This window comes from Thermodesulfobacteriota bacterium (genome assembly GCA_030583865.1).
Taxonomy (GTDB): Bacteria; Desulfobacterota; GWC2-55-46; order GWC2-55-46; family GWC2-55-46; genus UBA5799.
In genome coordinates this window covers 1,097,273-1,115,453 of sequence record CP129479.1, presented here as the reverse complement: position 1 = coordinate 1,115,453, position 18,181 = coordinate 1,097,273, and the positions used below count along the sequence as shown (strand labels likewise).

General features: G+C 58.9%; 19 protein-coding genes. 1 reads left to right on the top strand and 18 read right to left on the bottom strand.

Translation table 11 applies throughout. From position 1 onward, the window contains the following. Positions 1 to 62: 62 nt before the first annotated feature. From lepB to QY316_05280, 18 genes are all read right to left on the bottom strand, one after another. Positions 63 to 761 carry a signal peptidase I gene (lepB, locus tag QY316_05365; GenBank protein WKZ33827.1) on the bottom strand — a complete coding sequence of 233 codons (699 nt, stop codon included), beginning with the start codon at positions 759 to 761 and terminating at the stop codon, positions 63 to 65. Further along, positions 761 to 2,563: a translation elongation factor 4 gene (gene lepA / locus QY316_05360; GenBank protein ID WKZ33826.1), complete on the bottom strand. Its 1,803-nt coding sequence runs from the start codon at positions 2,561 to 2,563 to the stop codon at positions 761 to 763. The genes lepB and lepA overlap by 1 nt, the downstream gene beginning before the upstream one ends. A 173-nt stretch (positions 2,564 to 2,736) precedes the next feature. Further along, positions 2,737 to 3,057 carry a divalent-cation tolerance protein CutA gene (gene cutA / locus QY316_05355; protein ID WKZ33825.1) on the bottom strand — a complete coding sequence of 107 codons (321 nt, stop codon included), beginning with the start codon at positions 3,055 to 3,057 and terminating at the stop codon, positions 2,737 to 2,739. A 289-nt stretch (positions 3,058 to 3,346) separates the two neighbouring features. Then, positions 3,347 to 3,817, bottom strand: coding sequence for a Mut7-C RNAse domain-containing protein (locus QY316_05350; GenBank protein ID WKZ33824.1), 471 nt, complete (start codon positions 3,815 to 3,817; stop codon positions 3,347 to 3,349). 118 nt (positions 3,818 to 3,935) lie between these two features. Next, the gene (locus QY316_05345; GenBank protein WKZ33823.1) at positions 3,936 to 4,553 is read right to left on the bottom strand and encodes a cation diffusion facilitator family transporter; all 618 of its coding nucleotides are present in this window, start codon (positions 4,551 to 4,553) and stop codon (positions 3,936 to 3,938) included. A 6-nt stretch (positions 4,554 to 4,559) separates the two neighbouring features. Beyond that, positions 4,560 to 5,186: a DsbA family protein gene (locus QY316_05340; GenBank protein WKZ33822.1), complete on the bottom strand. Its 627-nt coding sequence runs from the start codon at positions 5,184 to 5,186 to the stop codon at positions 4,560 to 4,562. A gap of 13 nt (positions 5,187 to 5,199) precedes the next feature. After that, entirely contained in the window at positions 5,200 to 6,291 is a 1,092-nt protein-coding gene (locus QY316_05335) for a multiheme c-type cytochrome (GenBank protein WKZ33821.1), read from the bottom strand. Positions 6,292 to 6,722: 431 nt separating this feature from the next. Then, the gene (locus tag QY316_05330) at positions 6,723 to 7,793 is read right to left on the bottom strand and encodes a chemotaxis response regulator protein-glutamate methylesterase (GenBank protein WKZ33820.1); all 1,071 of its coding nucleotides are present in this window, start codon (positions 7,791 to 7,793) and stop codon (positions 6,723 to 6,725) included. Next, on the bottom strand, positions 7,790 to 8,269 hold the full coding sequence (locus tag QY316_05325) for a chemotaxis protein CheD (protein WKZ33819.1): 480 nt from the start codon (positions 8,267 to 8,269) through the stop codon (positions 7,790 to 7,792). The genes QY316_05330 and QY316_05325 overlap by 4 nt, the downstream gene beginning before the upstream one ends. A 4-nt stretch (positions 8,270 to 8,273) precedes the next feature. Beyond that, positions 8,274 to 9,173 carry a HAMP domain-containing sensor histidine kinase gene (locus tag QY316_05320; GenBank protein ID WKZ33818.1) on the bottom strand — a complete coding sequence of 300 codons (900 nt, stop codon included), beginning with the start codon at positions 9,171 to 9,173 and terminating at the stop codon, positions 8,274 to 8,276. Between the two features lie 26 nt (positions 9,174 to 9,199). After that, positions 9,200 to 10,051 (bottom strand): protein-glutamate O-methyltransferase, encoded by an 852-nt coding sequence (locus tag QY316_05315; GenBank protein WKZ34082.1) that lies wholly within the window; start codon positions 10,049 to 10,051, stop codon positions 9,200 to 9,202. Positions 10,052 to 10,095: 44 nt separating this feature from the next. After that, a complete protein-coding gene (locus tag QY316_05310) occupies positions 10,096 to 10,596 on the bottom strand; it encodes a chemotaxis protein CheW (GenBank protein WKZ33817.1) in 501 nt (166 codons plus the stop codon). A 12-nt stretch (positions 10,597 to 10,608) separates the two neighbouring features. Next, entirely contained in the window at positions 10,609 to 12,309 is a 1,701-nt protein-coding gene (locus tag QY316_05305; GenBank protein ID WKZ33816.1) for a methyl-accepting chemotaxis protein, read from the bottom strand. 76 nt (positions 12,310 to 12,385) lie between these two features. Further along, a complete protein-coding gene (locus QY316_05300; GenBank protein ID WKZ33815.1) occupies positions 12,386 to 14,542 on the bottom strand; it encodes a chemotaxis protein CheA in 2,157 nt (718 codons plus the stop codon). Further along, positions 14,542 to 14,853: an STAS domain-containing protein gene (locus QY316_05295; GenBank protein ID WKZ33814.1), complete on the bottom strand. Its 312-nt coding sequence runs from the start codon at positions 14,851 to 14,853 to the stop codon at positions 14,542 to 14,544. The genes QY316_05300 and QY316_05295 overlap by 1 nt, the downstream gene beginning before the upstream one ends. A gap of 13 nt (positions 14,854 to 14,866) precedes the next feature. After that, a complete protein-coding gene (locus QY316_05290) occupies positions 14,867 to 15,235 on the bottom strand; it encodes a response regulator (GenBank protein WKZ33813.1) in 369 nt (122 codons plus the stop codon). 18 nt (positions 15,236 to 15,253) lie between these two features. After that, complete coding sequence (locus QY316_05285; GenBank protein WKZ33812.1) at positions 15,254 to 16,555, bottom strand: methyl-accepting chemotaxis protein; 1,302 nt, start codon at positions 16,553 to 16,555, stop codon at positions 15,254 to 15,256. Between the two features lie 298 nt (positions 16,556 to 16,853). Next, positions 16,854 to 17,057, bottom strand: a complete 204-nt coding sequence (locus QY316_05280) for a helix-hairpin-helix domain-containing protein (GenBank protein ID WKZ33811.1) — start codon at positions 17,055 to 17,057, stop codon at positions 16,854 to 16,856. Positions 17,058 to 17,279: 222 nt separating this feature from the next. On the opposite strand from QY316_05280, the gene QY316_05275 reads away from it, so the two are divergent. Next, positions 17,280 to 18,089, top strand: coding sequence for a M48 family metallopeptidase (locus tag QY316_05275; protein ID WKZ33810.1), 810 nt, complete (start codon positions 17,280 to 17,282; stop codon positions 18,087 to 18,089). The last annotated feature ends 92 nt before the right edge of the window (positions 18,090 to 18,181 follow it).

Genomic DNA, 18,181 nt, shown 5'->3' with positions numbered 1-18,181 from the left:
AGGGGGGCCGATTGAAACCTGTTCTGACAAGTAAATTCGGGCGATGTATGCTTATGGCAACTTTATTTTATTGCCTGGCCTAGCCTCCCGAACCTTATCCATCCGTCATCGCTGTTCCAAGACCAGTAGATGAGAAGGGCCTTCCCTTTTATGTCATTTATGGGCACCGGCCCCCAGAACCGCGAGTCGTAGCTCCTGTCGCGGTTGTCGCCGATCGCGAAGACGGCGCCATCGGGTACCGAATACGGGCCGAAGGATACGCTCCTTTCGACCTCCTCGCCATATACCCCGCCCTTGCTTATGCCGTAGGGGTCGTCCCATTCCTCCCCGTTTATGTAGATCTTCCTCGATATTATCTCCACCCGGTCGCCAGGAAGCCCGACCACCCTCTTTATGTAGTCCTTCGACCTGTCGCCGGGGAAGCGGAAGACCACGACGTCGCCCCGCTCTATCTCCCCCCAGGTGCGGTAGAGGGTGGTCTCGAAGAATGGGAGGGTCGTGCCGAGCACCTTTATCATGGCGGGCTTGGGCACCTGTATGCCGTATGAGAGCTTGCTTACGATTATGTGGTCGCCCACGAGGAGCGTGTCCTCCATCGAGCCCGACGGTATCTTGAAGGCCTGTATGATGAAGGTCCTGATGATAAGGGCCAGGACGAGGGCGATTGCGATCGCCTCGACTATCTCCCGCGCGTGCCCTTTTTTCCGTTTCTCGTCCCGGGCCTTATCTTCCTTTTCCTTTTCCGCCATCTCTATCCCCATCAGCTCACCTTGAGGACGGCAAGGAACGCCTCCTGCGGGAGCTCCACCCTGCCCACCTGCTTCATGCGCTTCTTGCCTTCCTTCTGCTTCTCGATGAGCTTCCTTTTCCTGGTTATGTCGCCGCCGTAGCACTTGGCGGTCACGTTCTTCCTCATCGCCTTTATTGTCTCCCTGGCGATGACCTTGTTCCCTATGGCGGCCTGTATTGCTATCTCGAACATCTGCCTGGGGATTATCTCGCGCATCTTCTCGGTGAGCTCCCTCCCCCTGGCGTAAGCCCGCTCCTTCGGCACTATGAGGGAGAGCGCATCGACGGTCTCGCCGTTTATGAGTATGTCGAGCTTCACGAGCTCCGAGGCCCTGAAATCAAGGTACTCGTAATCCATCGAGGCGTAGCCCTTGGTGAGGGTCTTCAATTTATCATAGAAATCGAGGACTATCTCGTTAAGGGGTATCTCATAGACCACGACCACACGGGAGGTGCTTAGGTACTTTATCTCGCGCTGTATGCCCCTTTTATTTTCGCAGAGGCCGAGTATCGCGCCCAGGAACTCGGACGGGAGGTGGACGGTAGCGAGTATGTACGGCTCCTCTATCTTCTCGATGAACTGCGGGGACGGCAGGTTCGAGGGGTTTTCCACGAGCATCTCCGACCCGTCGGTCTTCGTGACCCTGTATACGACAGTCGGCGCGGTCGTTATAAGCTCGAGGCCGTATTCCCTCTCCAGCCTCTCCCTTATTATCTCCATGTGGAAGAGGCCCAGGAAGCCGCACCTGAAGCCGAAGCCCAGGGCGAGAGATGTCTCCGGCTCGAAGGTGAAGGACGAGTCGTTCAGGCGGAGCTTCATGACCGCCTCCTTCAGGTCTTCGTACTGGACCGAGTCGACCGGGTAGAGGCCGCTGAAGACCATCGACTTGGCGGGCTTGTAGCCGGGGAGCGGCTCGCTCGTCGGGCTTGCGGCGTCCGTTATGGTGTCGCCGACGCTCGTGTCCCTGACCTCTTTTATGCCGGCTATGACGAAGCCGACCTCGCCTGGGCCGAGCTCCTCAACGGCCTTCGGCTTCGGCGCGAAGACGCCGACGTTGTCGACGTCGAACTCCTTGCCGTTGGCCATGAAGCGCAGCCTGGTGCCTTTTTTTATCGTACCCTCGTAGACCCGTATCTGCACTATGACGCCCTGGTATATGTCATACCAGCTGTCGAACACGAGGGCCTTCAAGGGGCTCTCGGCATTGCCGCCCGGGGGAGGCACGCGCTTCACGATGGCCTCGAGCACGTCCTTTATGCCTATGCCCTCCTTTGCGCTCGTGAGGACGGACTCGCTCGCGTCGATGCCGCATACCTCTTCTATCTCCGCCTTGATCCTTTCGGGGTCCGCGGACGGGAGGTCTATCTTATTGAGCACCGGGAATATCTCGAGGCCTACGTCCACGGCGGTGTAGAGGTGCGCTAGCGTCTGCGCCTCGACGCCCTGGGAGGCGTCGACCACCAGTATGGCCCCCTCGCACGCGGAAAGCGAGCGGGAGACCTCGTAGCTGAAGTCCACGTGGCCGGGGGTGTCTATGAGGTTCAGGGTATAGGTTTCGCCGTCGTCGGCCTTGTACGAGAGCCTTGCGGTCTGGGCCTTGATGGTGATGCCCCGCTCGCGCTCGAGCTCCATCTTGTCGAGGAACTGGTCCATCATCTCCCTTTTGGATATGCTCCCCGTGTACTCGAGCAGCCTGTCCGAGAGCGTGGACTTGCCGTGGTCTATGTGAGCTATAATGGAGAAGTTGCGGATGTTGCCTGTTTTTGTAGTCAAAATTACGGCCTTTTCCCTTCCGGTCCGGTTAAATGCGATAACAAGATATTGTAAATAAAGAGAGGGGCTTTGTCAAAATAAAACCCCGGGCCCTTTCAAGGGGGCCGGGGTTTTATTCATACGGCAAAGGAGAAGGAATTCGGGCCTCTCCCTGGGAGGGGGGGTGATTGCAATCAGCCGGCCGTGACCTGGTCTATCCACTTGAGATAATCCGAGTGCCCACCCTTTATATCTATCGCTATGACCTCCGGGACCTCGTAGCCGTGGAGCTCCAGAATGCGGGCCTTGAGCGCGTCGAAGAGCGCTCTCCTGGTCTTCATGATGCAGAGCACTTCCTCCTCGTCATACATCTCGCCTTTCCACATGTAGACTGACCTTATGCCGGGTAGCATGTTGCAGCAGGCGGCAAGGCCCTCGCTTACGACCGCGTCAGCTATCTGCAGGGCCGCGTCCTGGTTCTGCGCGGTCGTGAAGACGACTATATGCCCGTCCATCGGTGCCCCTCCTTTCCGAGTAGTCCGAAGCTCGCCGCCTGAAAGTCTGGAACAGTCAGGCAGCCTGAACTGATTCGATGCCTGATTTGAAGTCTCGGGAACCCAGGAATTTGAAGCTATCATCTTTGGAGGTATAAATCAACAAGGCAAGGCTACTGGCGCTCCGAAGCGGCCTCATCCGCTTTTCCCGGAAGGCCGGGAATAAAAACGGAGCATATATGATAATATTTGAGCAATTTTATTCCCGTAACTACCCGGAGTCCGGGGAAAAGGTCGTTCAGAGGTGCCTTCAGCCGTTTTCGAGCATTCTCTTAAGTTCTTCGAGCATCCCGGCCCTGTGGGTCCCCCCCCAATAGGTCCTCCCGCAGGCCGGGCACACGGAGAACTCTTCCTGGGTCGCGTAGACATAAGGCGGGACCTTATCCATTACAGACTCCCGGGGGACATCCTCCAGCACGGCATTGCACCGGAGGCACCTCGTAAGGAGCATCCCCTTTTCCGGAGGATATGCGGAAACGACCTCCCTCAGCTGGTCGTCTATGCGGTCGCCGGTTATAAAAAAGGCCCTATTCCTGACCGCCTTCCGCTTGACAAGCATCGTGTCCCTGGTGAGCACGACCCTGTCTCCGGCAGCCGCCCTCCTGGCCAGCTCGCCGTCATCTATATGGGGGTCGTACTCGACATCGTAGCCGAGGGTCCTCATCCACCTTGCGAGCTTGCCGAGCATGGAATCGGCAAAGAACCTTGGGTTTCCGTTCACTATTGTCCTGTCGTCGGGTATTGTTCCGTCAGATAACTCTGGCCATAAGCCAGAGCATAAGTCAAGGGCGGGAAGAGCCGGATTAAGCTGGAATAATCGGGAGTTCGCCTGGGGGGGGTCAGACTGCCGTCTTAAGCTGGCGCGCCGCCCTCCCTATGACGAACAGGGCGGAACGGAGGAAGACCGCGGCTATGACAAGGCCTATGGCCATGTCAGGCCACCACGAGCCTGTGGCCCAGACCCCGGCCGCGGCAATGAAAAGCGAGACGTTGGCTATGATGTCGTTACGCGAGCAGAGCCAGACGGAGTGCATGTTAATGTCGTCGCTACGGTGCCTCCAGAGGAGCCACAGGCATATTGAGTTCGCGAAGAGCGCGAGCGCCCCTATCCCGACTATGACGTCCGCGGGCGGCACCGCGGGGTTGTATATCCTATAGGCCGCTTCGCCGAGGACGAAGAACCCGAACGCGGCCATGATAAGCCCCTTGAAAAGCGCCGACGCCGCCTGCCACCTGTCGCCCCTGCCCAGCACATAAAGGCTGAAGCCGTATACTAGAGAGTCGCCGAGCATGTCGAGGGAATCCGCAAGGAGTGCCGTTGAGCCGGCCATGAGGCCGGCCCCGGCCTCGATAAGGAACATCACGGCGTTTATGGCCAGCACGGCCTTGAGGACCGCGCCCTGCTTCTCCTTGAGGGCCTCTATGTCACATGCCTTGTCCTGGCAGCAGTCCGCCATGCCTACCTATTTCTTCAGTATGCTGCCGATTATGGTTATCGCGTTGTCCTTCAGGGCGTTCAGGTCGTGGTTCAGGGTGTGGGGGCTCGTAAGGAGGTTCCCCGCTATTACGAGCGACGGCGTTTCGTTTATCCCGTACTCCCTCGCCAGGTCGAGCGCTTTCCTCGCCTGCTCCGTTTTCGCGCCGGTCCTTAGCTTCCTGCTGAAGTCGAACCCGAGCCCCATCTCGGCTGCAAGGGATTCAAGGACCTCGATGTTCCCGATGTCCCTCTTCTCTATGAAGTTGGCCCTGAAGAGCGCCTTCTTCATATCCTCGCCTTTCCCGGCCTCCTCGGCGAGGAAATACGCCTCGCTCGGCTTGGTAGACGCCTGTCCCCAATATACGGGCACTATCGTCCATTTTATCTTCTTCGGGAAGTTGCCCTTCACGACCGGCACTGACTCCTCGAACTTGTAGCAGCTCCCGCAATAGAAGCTCAGGAACTCGACCACCTCTACCGTCTTGCCGTCGAACTTGAATTCCTTGCCCTGAACCTCCGTATAGGTCCCCTTTATCGACGGGGCCGGAGCTGCCGAGGCGGCTAGCGGGATGAATGCGAGCCCCAGGATGAGTAAAAGTATCCTCTTTATCATGCGTCCTCCTTGTCTAATGCCCTATCCCCTCGAGATAGTGCTCGTATTTGAAATTCGGGCTCCTCTCCTCCGTATGGCACTTGACGCATACGGGTTCGCCTGCCGGCTGCATAGGCCTGAAGTCCTTCGCATGCTCCCTGCCCGGCCCGTGGCAAGCCTCGCACTGCACCCCGGCCAGATTCGGGGTGGCTGAGATGCTGTAGAAACCGCCTTCCACTCCATAGCCTGTGGAATGGCACTGCACGCATTCAGGGTCCCTGGGTTTACCGGCCCTCTCAAGGGTGCCGAACGCCCCGGCGTGTCGCGTGTCCTTCCACCCCTCGTGGTATGCACGGTGGCATTCCTGGCAGCTCTCAGCCCCGAGGAATGGGCTCAGGCCAGCCTGGGGCATGTCCTCGTCCCTTACGAGCTCCGCGACCTTCCTGTCATATTCATTAATGATTTCACGTATCTTAGCGTCTTCCTTGATATCGTTTCCAAGGGCCTGCCACTGGTGGCTGAACCCCGAAATCCGGCCGTTCTCATCAAGGCTGAGAGTAAGGACCCCGAGCTTCTGCCCCCTCGGGTATCCGGAGACGACGATAGCACTGCCGGACGTAAGGGGCTCGTCCAGGACCTCTCCGGAGGAGGTCACGACCACGTCCCAGCCTTCAACCTGGCCGAACTCCGATGAGGGCCTCTCCGTCAGGAGCACATTGAGCATGCCTTTTTTCGGGGGGGTGGTATTGTCCGCGATAATATTGAGGGCGAGCTTCCCCCTTTTGACGCGGACCGAGCGCTTGCCTCCGGGGACATCGCCGACGGCTTTAAGCCCGTATTTTTTGATCGATTTCCCCGAACCGGCATGGGTATTATGCTTTGAGAGCGCGGCGGCGTCGTACTTCATGAGCGAAAACGACCTGACGACCACATCCGACTTGAGCCTCCCCTGCCGCGAATCGTCCCCGAGTGAGTTGCCAGAGTCCACGAGCACATAGGGCCCGAGCTTCTCCCCGTTCGCGCTTATGAAACCAGAAAGCCTCGCGAGCCCGCCCGAAAGGTTCTCAGGCGAACAGCCGCAGGGCTCGAGCTCTCCTCTCATGGCCCCGGTATAAAGTATGGTCAATACGCTATTTTCCGCAGAAGCCGCAACCGGAAAGAGTAAAATAGAGACAGCGCATAAAATGGCTCTCAGCAAGAAACACCTCTCAATTCAGGGCTTTGTCGCCCCCGGGAAAGGGCCTGGCGGGGATACCCGCCTTTTACATAAGGTAAACGGGCTGCATATGGTTATTCGCGTCGCGTCGCGTGCTGAGCCCGGAAAGGACCTGTCTCAAATACCGGCATCCTGCATGCCGCGGACGCTGGGCCCATTGTGCCGGCATCGCCCAAAGCCTCTTATAATATACAGATTTATGGGATTTAAGTCAAACCGGAAAAGGGAGGTAAGACAATGTCTCCTGAATTGGGGAGCAGCCTGCCTGCGCCGGAAACGACGGGGCAGCTTGAGCGTCTGTCAGCTTGCGAATCGTCCCTCCGCAGCGGAATGCGCAAGGCCTAAGCGCATTCCTTCAGGACCCGCCCAGCTATTTCATTAAGCGGCAGCACGCAGTCCACTGCCCCGGCCTTTATGGCCTCCTTTGGCATCCCGTATACGACCGAAGTGCGCTCGTCCTGCGCGATATTGAACGAGCCGGCCTCCTTCATCTCCTTCATGCCCCGAGAGCCGTCGTCGCCCATGCCGGTCAGTATGACACCGACTGCGTTCTTCCCGGCGTACATGGCCGCGGAACGGAAGAGGACGTCTACAGACGGCCTGTGCCTGGATACGAGGGGCCCGTCTTTTATCTCGACGTAATATCTCGCGCCGCTCCTTTTGAGCATCATGTGCCTGTTCCCCGGCGCGATAAGCGCCCTCCCCCTTATGACCGTATCGTTGTCCTCGGCCTCTTTCACGGATATCCTGCACGCGGAGTCGAGCCTTTTTGCGAACGACGCGGTGAACTTCTCGGGCATGTGCTGGACTATGACTATGCCGGGCGAATCGAGCGGCATGGACATGAGGAAATCGCTTATCGCCTCGGTGCCGCCGGTGGAGGCCCCGAGGATGACCACCTTCTCCGTCGTCCGGAGCATGGCCTTCGTGGGCCTGGATTTCGCGATTACCGCGTCCGCGTTCAGCTTTGGGGCTGGGGCCGCCGCATGGACCGGCACCCGCCTGAGCTTCGCGACTGAAGCGGCCCTCACGGCGTCGCATATGAGCACCCGCGATTCCTCGAGGAACTCCTTCGTGCCGATGGACGGCTTCTGCAATATCTCGACCGCGCCGTATTCAAGCGCCCTCAAGGCTGTCTCCGAGCCGCTGCCCGCGAGGCTCGATATGACGACCGTCGGTATCGGGTGCTGGCTCATCATCTTCTGCAGGAAGGTGATGCCGTCCATGCGCGGCATCTCGACGTCGAGGGTTATGACGTCAGGCACGTCGTGCGCTATCTTCTCTGCCGCGATAAAGGGATCGCTTGCCGCCCCGACGACCTCGATGTCGGGCTCCGAGCCTATTATGGTCGTGAGGACCTTCCTCACGACCGCGGAATCGTCTATTACGAGCACCTTTGTCTTTTTCGTCATTCATGCCGCCCTATCTTCCTTACGAACACCTCTCCGGTGCCGGTATGGAACATTATTTTCCTCCCTTGCGTTCCGCCGACGTCCTCGCAGGCGATATGTATGCCGGCTTCCGCCAGCGCGCCCCTGGCGAACGCGATGTTCCGCTCCCCGACGTTGAGGATACCCGAGCTTTCAAGGACGGCTCCTCCTCCGAAGACCTTGGCCACGAGCCTGGACTTGCTGCACCCGGCCTGGAGGAGCCGCTCTATGAGCTTCGGGACCGCGATGTTGCCGTACTTTGGAGTCCTCAGGCCCTCTCCGTTCCAGTATGGGAGCAGATAATGGTTTATCCCCCCTGCCCTCTTCTCGGGGTCCCACAGGCAGACCGAGACGCAGGAGCCGAGGACGGTCACCACGCTGTGCGGGCCGGTCTCGGCAAAGAGCATCCCCGGGTACAGGTAGTGCTGTCCCCCTGCTTTTACCGCGTTCAGGAGCACTCTGTCAGAACCTTCTGGTCTCTGGTTGGGTGAAGAACTCGGCGCCGTCCATCGAGATGTCGCCTGTGGAAACGTCCATGTCGGCCTCCGGGACCGACACCGTGAAGAGCGCGCCTTTCCCCGGGCTGCTCTCTACAGATATGTCCCCCCCCAGGAGGTCCACGGTGGCTTTTACTATCGAAAGGCCCAGGCCGTGCCCCAGGTGCTGCTTCGAGGCGCCGCTGTCAAGCTGCTTGAACCTCTCGAACATCAGTTTGAAATCATCGGGGTCTATGCCCTGGCCGCGGTCCCTTACCGACACCCTGAGCCACCCGTCTTCGGCAGAGGCTGCAATTGAGATGTCCCCCCCCTCGGGGCTGAACTCGATGGCATTGGCCAGGAGGTTGGTGACTACCCTGTGCACCTTTTCCGCATCGGTCCGGAAGGCCTTCTCGGCAAGCCCGGCCTGGACGTCAAGTCCGACCGTTATCTTCTTTTCCGACGCCCTGTGGCCCAGGGAAGAGACCGCGTCCTTGAGTATCGAGTCCATGTCCACTCTTGAAAACCCGGGCACCGCCTCGCCGGCCTCGAGCTCGGCGGCGGCGAAGATGTTCCGGAGCTGGAAATTGAGGCTGAAGGACTCCTTGTGTATCATCCCTATTATGGATTTCAGGGTGTCGTTGTCCGGCAGCTCGCCGCCCGACATGAGCACCTCCGACATGGTGAGGACAGAGGTGAGCGGGTTGTTGATCTCGTTCCTTATGTTCGAAAGGAAGCTGGATTTGACCTCCTCCGACTCGATGAGCTTCCTGTTGAGCTCCTCGAGCTTGCCCGTAAGCTTGACGAGCTCCGCGTAGGCCCTGTCCTTCGCCTCAAGCCTTTCTTCGATTACGGCCAGGAGTTCCCGGTCCGAAAAGTCATGCATCTTTGCTCCCCCCTGCTCAATGCCTGTCAGCACTTCATGTAGACGGACGCGGCCACTTTCTTTAGCGGAAGCCCGAGGCCGCTCAGGGTCTCGGAATGGCCGAGGAAGAGATACCCGCCCGGCTTGAGGTAACTGCAAAACTTCCACATCAGCCGCTCCTGGGTCTCCTTGCTGAAATAGATGATCACGTTCCTGCAGAAGATTATGTCGAGCGGGCTTTCGATCGGGAACTCATCTTCCATGAGGTTAAGCCTCGAGAACCTGACTCTTTCCCGCACCTCCGGCGCGACCCGGACGAGGCCCGAGGACCTGTCCCTGCTCCTCAGGAAGTAGCGCCTCCTGAAGCCTTCCGGCACCGGCGCGAGCCTCTCTTCCTTGTAAATACCCTTGCAGGCCATCTCAAGCACGCGCGTGGAGATGTCGGTAGCCATTATGTCGAAATCGAAACCGAGCCCCGGATGGCTTGACGCGAACTCGCTCAGGACCATTGAAAGAGTGTACGGCTCCTCGCCCGTCGAGCAGCCGGCGCTCCAGAGCGAGACGCGGCGGCCCGACTCGCGGACCAATGCAGGGAGTATGCTCTGGATGAGCAGGTCGAAATGATGGGACTCCCTGAAGAAATCGGTCTTGTTCGTCGTTACCAGGTCGAGCATGAAGACCAGCTCGCGCGCCATGCCGCCCGGGCCGAAAAGCGTGTCGCAGTACTCGGCGAAGGTCTTGCACCCGAGCGCGCGGAGGCGCTTCTGGAGCCTGGACTCGAGGAGCGCCTTTTTCGCCGGCGGCATCTTGATCCCGAGCTCCTGCTGGATGAACGCGCTCAGCCTCTGGAAGTCGCCTTCTGAAAGCCTCTTGAGGCCCCCTGCGGACGTTAGTTCCATTTCATCGACCGGTCTTATCGCGTATTCCATGTCCTTATCCAGCTTCACGCGCTCTCGGCAGCGGGTTCGCCGCTTATTACAGCGAGCTCGCTGGAAGAGAATATCCTGTCGATGTCCAGGATGATTATGAACTGCTCGTCCCTTTTGCCCATGCCTTTTATGAAATCGGTATTGAGCCTCGTTCCTATGCGCGGCGGGGGCTCTATCTGCCCGGGCTCTATCTCTATGACCTCCTGCACGGAGTCCGCGAGCGCCCCGATGACGAGTTTCTCGCCATCGAGGCTTATCTCCACGATTATTATGCAGGTGTTGACCGTCTGCTCCGTGCGGCTCATGCCGAACTTAAGGCGCATGTCCACAACCGGCACGACGCTTCCCCGGAGGTTTATCACCCCCCTCATGAAGTCCGGCGTCCTCGGCACCTTGGTGACCGTGGTAAAATCGAGCACCTCCCTCACCTGCGTTATGTCCAGGGCGAAAACCTCGTCCTCGAGCCTGAACGTAAGGTACTGCATGTTTTCAGATACGGCTTCGGCTGCGCTCATGTCCATCTCCCCTTAGTATTTTACGAACTCGCCGTCTTCCTCGTCCCTGCCGGTGCCGAGGTTGAGCTTGACGGGGCTGTTTACGACGGAAACGGCCTTGTGAGCGCCTGCGCCGAGGCTTGCGTTATGGCCCGGATGGGCCGCCTTGATTTTCGACTGCCTGGCCTTGTTTATAGGGGTGACCTTCTCCCTCGTTGAAGCGCCTGCCCCGGAAAGCCTGAAGAACTCTATTGTCCTCTGGAGCTGCTCGGACTGGGAGGATAGCTCCTCTGAAGTAGAGGCAAGCTCCTCCGCGCCGCTCGCGTTCTGCTGGATGACCTGGTCAAGCTGCTGCAAGGCCTTGTTAATCTGCTCTGCGCCGGAGTTCTGCTCCGCGCTCGCGGCGGTTATCTCCTGCACGAGCTCCGAGGTCTTCTGGATGTCGGGGACGAGCCTTGCGAGCATCTCGCCGGCCTTTTCGGCTATCTGTACGCTCGTCGCCGAGAGGTTCGATATCTCGCCGGCCGCGGTCTGGCTCCTCTCCGCGAGCTTCCTCACTTCCGAGGCTACGACGGCGAATCCCTTCCCGTGCTCTCCGGCACGAGCGGCTTCTATTGCCGCGTTCAGGGCAAGGAGGTTCGTCTGCCTCGCTATCTCCTCGATTATCGATATCTTCGAGGCTATCTCCTTCATAGCGCCCACGGTCTCGGAAACCGCCTGCCCGCTCTCCTTCGCGTCGGCAGCGGACTTCTGGGCTATCTTCTCGGTCTGCTGCGCGTTGTCCGAGTTCTGCCTTATGTTGGCGCTCATCTGCTCCATCGAGGACGAGGTCTCCTCGATTGACGCCGCCTGCTCGGTCGAGCCCTGGGATATCTGCTGGGCGCCGCTTGAGAGCTCCTGCGCGCCGCTTGCGACGTTGTCCGAGACGGCCCTTACGTCCGAGACGACCTCGCGGAGCTTCCCGACCATGTTCTTCATGGCCTCGAGGAGGGTGCCTATCTCGTCCTTGCCGCCGGTCTGGATGTCAGCGTCGAGGTCGCCCTGGGCGAGCTTGTTCGCCGCGGCGGTCGCCTCGGCCAGCGGCCTGGCTATGAGGCTCGTGAGTACAAGCGCCAGCGTTATGGCGATGCCTATGGCCAGGATGGTAGCCACCACAACCACGTTCCTCGTCATGGCGAAGCTGCTGTTGGCCTCGGCTATTATCTCCCTGCCCACCTCGTCCTGTATCTGTATGAGCCTTACGAGCTTGGAGTCGAGCAAGTTGAACTTAGGCCCCGCGTCGGTCTGGGCGTTGTGCCTGGACCTCTCGAAATCGCCGTCGAGGGCCCACTTGAAGGTGTTCCGCCTTGAGTCGTTATAGGTCACCCACGCGGCCTTCATTTCGTCGAATACCTTTTTCTCTTCATCCGTAAGGTAAGTGGCCCCGTATTTCTCGATGAGGTTATTCACCTCGGTCTCCGACTCGGTGGCGCTGTTGTAATGCTGCTGCCTCCTGGATGCGTCCCTCTCGTTCATTATCTGGAGGGCGCCTATCCGGAGGGACGCGAGTTCGTTGTTCATCTTACCGAGGTCGACGGTCGGCACGAACCTGTCGTCATAGAATGACTGTATGTCGTCCCTCATGCCGGTTATCCTGTCTATGCTCAAGACCCCGAGCCCCAGGACAAAGAGTATCAGCATCGCGAAACTAAGAAAAAGCTTTGACCGCGTCTTCATGTTCTTCAGGAAATCCATTGTCAAAAACCTCCTTCATTCATCTATAAAGTTTTTTGAGACCTTCGATTCCGCCGCACGAGCCCTGCCGCCCATTTCACCCCGCCCTCGCGAAATAATTCTTTTCTATGGTCTGCATGAGCCTCGGCACGTCGAGAATCAGCGCGACCCTGCCGTTTCCGAGTATGGTCGCTCCGGAGATGCCCTTTACCTCCCGGTAGACCCTGCCGAGCGACTTTATTACCGTCTGCACCTCGCCGAAGAGCTCGTCGACCACGAGCCCTATCTTGTGGCCGGCGTACTGGACGATGACGATGTTCTCGTATTTCGAGTCCGCGCCGGTTTCGTTGAAGAAGTCCTTGAGCCTTATGAACGGGAGCACCTCGCCGCGGAGGTTCACGTAATTCCTCTTCCCGGCCGCCCTCCTGTCCTCCTCCGTCAACTCCACGCACTCGACGACCATGTCGAGCGGGATGATGTAGGGCGACTGCCCTATCCCCACCATGAAGCCGTCTATAATGGCCATTGTGAGGGGGAGCCTCACCCTTACGGTCGTGCCCCTGCCCGCTGCGCTCTCCATGTCTATCGTGCCCCTGAGGGCCTCTATGTTCTTCCTCACGACGTCCATGCCGACGCCCCTTCCGGAGAACTTCGTGACCTCGTCGGCGGTCGAGAAACCGGGCTCGAACACGAGCTTGAAGGCCTCCGCGTCCGTGAGCTGCTGCCCGGCGGCTACGAGCCCCCTTGCAACCGCCTTTTCGACGATCTTCTCGCGGTCGAGCCCCCTGCCGTCGTCCTCGACCTCGATGACTATGCACCCGGCGTCGTGGCCCGCCTTCAGGCGTATGGTCCCGGACGCTCTCTTCCCGGCGGCCTTTCTGGCCTCGGTCGTCTCGATGCCGTGGTCCGCGGCGTTCCGCACAAGATGCATGAGAGGGTCGCTTATCTTCTCGATGACGTTCTTGTCGAGCTCCGTCTCCGCGCCGCTTATGGAAATCTCTATTTCCTTGCCGAGCTCCTTGCTTATGTCCCTCACCACCCTCCTGAAGCGGTTGAAGGTCTCGCCTATGGGGACCATCCTCACTTTCATGGCGCTCTCCCTTATCTCCTCGACAAGCCGGAGCATTATGGAGGCCGACTCCTGCAGGGCCGTGTCGCCTATCCTTCCGGCGTGCTGGTCGATGCCCGCCCCGGCTATTACGAGCTCGCCGACGAGGTTCATGAGGGAGTCGAGCTTGGCGGCGTCAATCCTTACCGTCGCTGCCTCTTTCGCGCTTACTATCTGGTTTTTCTTCTGCTTCTCAAGAGCGGCGTTTATTATTTCAGGGTAAGTCGCGCCCTCTTCGACGAGTATCTCCCCTATGCGCGGCCTTTCCGCGGCCTGGCTTTCGTCCTGGTACTTGAGCGCCTCCTCGAGCTCGCCGGCCGTTAGCACGCCGCCCTTGACGAGTATCTCGCCTAAAAGGAGCGCGTCCTCGGGCATGCCCTTTATGAGCTCCACGTAAGAGGCCACCCTGCTGTAAGGAGGGAGGATGCGGATGGTCGATTCGTCCCGCACGAAATCAAAGACGTCCTCGATGGCCTTCTTGTCGAAATCGCTCTTAAGGTCTATCTCGAAACCGAGATAGCAGTCCTCCGGGTCCATCTCCTCGGGCCCGGGCATGGAGAAGAAGAGCGTGGTTATGCTTACGACCTCGCCCATCTTCGCCAGATAGGCGATAAAGGATATGGGGTCCATACCTGTTTTCAAGGTGTTCGTTCCGAACCTGACGGATATGTGCCATGCGTCGGTCCTGGAGCTCGGTCCCCCCAGGGCCTCGGGCGTTTCAATTTGAGCTGCCGGCGCGTCATCCTTTTCGTCCAGGCACGCGGCGAGCCTCGCCGAGAGCTCATTGCCGGCCCTGAGGAGGTCTCCGGAGAGCCCCTCGACTTCGTCCGCGGCGAGCGCTATGAGGCTGGAGATGTGGTCCCTGCACTGGAGGAGGAGCTCTATATTGCCGGAATCCGACTTTATCTGGCCGGTCCTCATCTTCTCAAGGAGGTTCTCTACGAGATGGGTGAACTTCTCGACCGTCTCGATGCCGAGGACTCCCGAAGAGCCCTTTATCGTATGGGCGGCCCTGAAAAGGGAGTTTATGGCGTTCTGGTCGGCGGGGTCCCGCTCCAGGATGAGGAGCGAGCTCTCCATCTCCTCGAGGAGCTCCTGGCTTTCCGCCAGGAAGGTCGTCTTCGCCTGTCCGAGGTCTATTTCCATTACGCAGTCTCCATGTCTTCGCAGAAGAGCTTCTTGAGGTCGAAGAGGCGGAGGACCTCGTCGACCGGGGTGCTTGCGCCCGTAAGCCTGAACGGCACGCCGTTCCTGTTCGCCTCCCTCCACGCCAGGAGCAATACCTGGAGCCCCGAAGAGTCCATCTCTGTGACCCCCGAAAGGTCGAGACTCACGCTGCCTTTCCCCTCCACGGCCTTCATGAGCCCTTCCTTCAGCTCATTGGCGAAGTAGATGTTCATCTCGCCTTCCACGCTTATGGACCCGTTCCCCGCGTCTTTCCCGATGTGTACCGGCATAGGTTTCTCCACCTTAAGGCAATATGAGCTTCGAGACCGCCTCGAGCATCTGTTCGGGCTTGAAGGGCTTTACTATCCATGCCCTGGCCCCGGCCGCCTTGCCTTCCTGCTTTTTCGATTCCTGCGACTCCGTCGTGAGCATGATGACTGGCGTGAACTTGTGGGTCGGCTTCTCCTTCAGGCTCTTCAAGAAAGTGATGCCGTCCATGTTGGGCATGTTCACGTCGCAGACTATGAGGTTTATCTTCTGGGCGCCGAGTTTTCCGAGCGCGTCCGAGCCGTCGCTGGCCTCGATAACGTCGTATCCGGCTTTCTTGAGGGTCAGGTTCATGACCTGCCTTATCGAAGCCGAGTCGTCGACCACCATTATTGTCTTGGCCATTTTCCCTCCGTGCTTACGCTAAAAAAAGACGACGTTGCCCTCATCCGGCGCGGCCTTGGCCGGCGCGTGGGTTCGAGGATCGCCATTTGAATCGATGAACGAGTTGTGGGTTGCCCGCTGCCTCTCCATGACGTAGTGCTCTCGCACCTTTTCTATGCCGAACTCGCCTATCCTGCACTCCTCCTCGCAGAGGTGCCCTTCCTCGAGGCACCCTTCGATGCTCTTCATGTACTGGTCGGAGTCGGCGAGGGTCTTTATCACGAGCTCTATCTGCTGTCGGACTATGTCCTGGAACTGCACCCCGGCTATGAGCTCGAGGACCTCCGCCGAGACCTGGGCCCCGCTCTCGCCCACCTGCTCAAGTATCTGCCTGTTCAGATTGTCGAGCTTCCGGTAGCCCTCGCCGAGCGACGAGAGCTGGCTCTGGAGGTCAAGGAGGAGCGACGATTCCCCGGCGTGCCTGTCCTGGTTCAGCTTGAGCGCGAACTTCGTCTCTATCTCCTCCGCCATCTTTATCATGGCCTTGCCTATCTTTCCGGCGGCCTCCTCGGAGTTCTTCGAAAGCTTCCTTACCTCGTCCGCGACTATGGCGAAGCCCCTTCCGTGCTCGCCCGCCCTTGCGGCCTCTATGGCGGCGTTGAGGGCAAGGAGGTTAGTCTGGTCGCTTATGCCCTTCAGGAGGTCCACTAGGCTCGTCATCGACCTCGCCTCATCGGCCAGGGCCAGCACGGTCCTGTAGTCTTCCTCCACGTCTGCCCTGCGCTTCCCGATGTATTCCTTCAGTCCCGCTATGTTGGCCTCGTTCCTGGCGATGGTCTCGCCCGTTGCCCTGGCCATGGCCTTGCTCTCGGCCTGCAGCCCTTCGATCGTGCCCTGCATCTGGCACATCGCGGAATCTATGCGCTGCGACTGGTTCATTATCCTCCCGGCCGCCGTGCCCGTCTCGTCTATGACCTCGGAGAGATGGCTCCGGGTAAGGCTATTCAAGTCATGCTGCGAGCTGAAGAACTTCGTGAGCCTTTTCTTCCTCGAGCTATAGTGGATCGTCCTTTCGGCAAGCTCCCTTACCAGCTCCTCGTCCTTGAGCTCTGAGAGCATCACGCCGCGGCTCCTCGATGCGAAAGCCGCGACGAAGACTGCGAACACCGACCAGAGCGCCAGGTACAGGGCGCTCTCAATCGAGTCGCCACTAAAAAACATGTACGCGAATGCCGCCGCGGAAACGACAACCGAGGCAACCGCCGCCCCCCACCTGCCCGACGTTTTTTTTGCGATCATCAGGCCGTCAAGCACAGCCGCTGTTTTTTGCTGCTTTTCCAAACCGTTACCCCCTGCATACTTCTACATGGCTTATCGGAGTGCACGGAAACCCCTGTATAGACTTAGAGATTCATTATTGACTGGCATTTGGTTGATTTACGAATAATGAAAAGGGTTGAGCGGTTAGCGGACAAAAGGTTGAGCCGCCATAAGGGAACGGTGAAATGCCTGTCAAAACAGGATGTTATGAAAAGGGCAAGGCGGGACACATCGTGGCGTCGGGCCAGGGGCCCTGTTAAGGGGTGAAATAAAAACCGGACAAATCATGCCGATTGATGTCCGGTTTCTACCTGGGCGGCTAGTCGAGATCGCACTCGCTTTTGAGCTTTTCCACGGTGTCCGGTGAGAACCCGGGGACGTTCATGAGGTCGTCAAGGGTCCTGAAACTGCCGTGCTCAGACCTGTAATCAACGAGCCTGCGGGCCTCGCTGTCGCCGATGCCTACGGACTTCCTGATATCGTCCGCGTTCGAGCTGTTTATGTGACATGTTTTGCTTGCCATTGAATTCCTCCTCTCCAATCAAACCGACCCCCTTAAGAGGGTCTATTTTGATTTTAGGAGCCTTTCAAAACCATGTCAACTCACCCATCTGCCCGGAATAATCCCTGGCCTCTCGCCTTATTTCCACAAAAAAACGCAGGCGTCGCCCCGGCTCCTCGTGGTTGTGATTTCTCCCGAAAAGGTTTAGAATCGGAGCATGGCAGACACCGGGGGTCTATACCCATGACCAGGACCGTGCTCTTCTTGGCCGCAGTCCTCCTCGCATTTTCAGGGTGCGCAAGGGTACCGTACACCGAGCGCACCCAGATAATGATCGTCTCCGAAAGCCAGGAGGAGAGGATAGGCCGTACGCTCTTCAGCCAGATAAAGGCCGAGGCCGACTTGAGCGAGAACGCCAGGTACAACTCCCTCGCGAAGGAGGTCGGCGCAAGGATAGCCTCTGCCGCCGACAAGCCCGACTACGAATGGGAGTTCGTCGTCATAGAAAACCCTTCTGTGAACGCGTTCGCCCTGCCCGGCGGCAAGGTTGCCCTAAATACCGGCATACTGCCGGTCTGCCGGGACGAGGCCGGGATGGCGGCGGTCATGGGTCACGAAGTGGCCCATGTCATAGCGCGGCACGGCGCCGAGAGGATGTCACAGCAGCAGGCGCTCCAGATAGGCGGGGCCGCGCTTTCCGCCGCGCTTCTGGGCACAAGCCCGGTCGCCCGCGAGGGGCTCCTCCAGGCTTACGGCCTCGGCGCAAAAGTGGGGGTGCTCCTCCCGTACAGCAGGAAGCACGAGCTCGAGGCCGACAGGATCGGGCTCATCCTTATGGCCAAGGCCGGGTACAACCCGGAGTCGGCCGTAGAGTTCTGGGAGAGGATGGCCGAAAGGGAAGGCGCGTCTCCCCCGGAGTTCCTCTCGACCCACCCGACCGACAGGAAGAGGGTAGATGAGCTTAGGTCCTTCCTTCCCGAGGCCATGGAGCATTACAGGGAGGCCATTCAAAGGGACCCCTCCCTCGAAAGGCCTCCGAGGCTTTTAGACTGAGCCCTGCGTGCCAGAGATTCGGCTATTGATTTTTGTCATTTTCATATGGCCTATTGCATAGGAAAATATCCTTCGGGTAAGATAAACGGAAA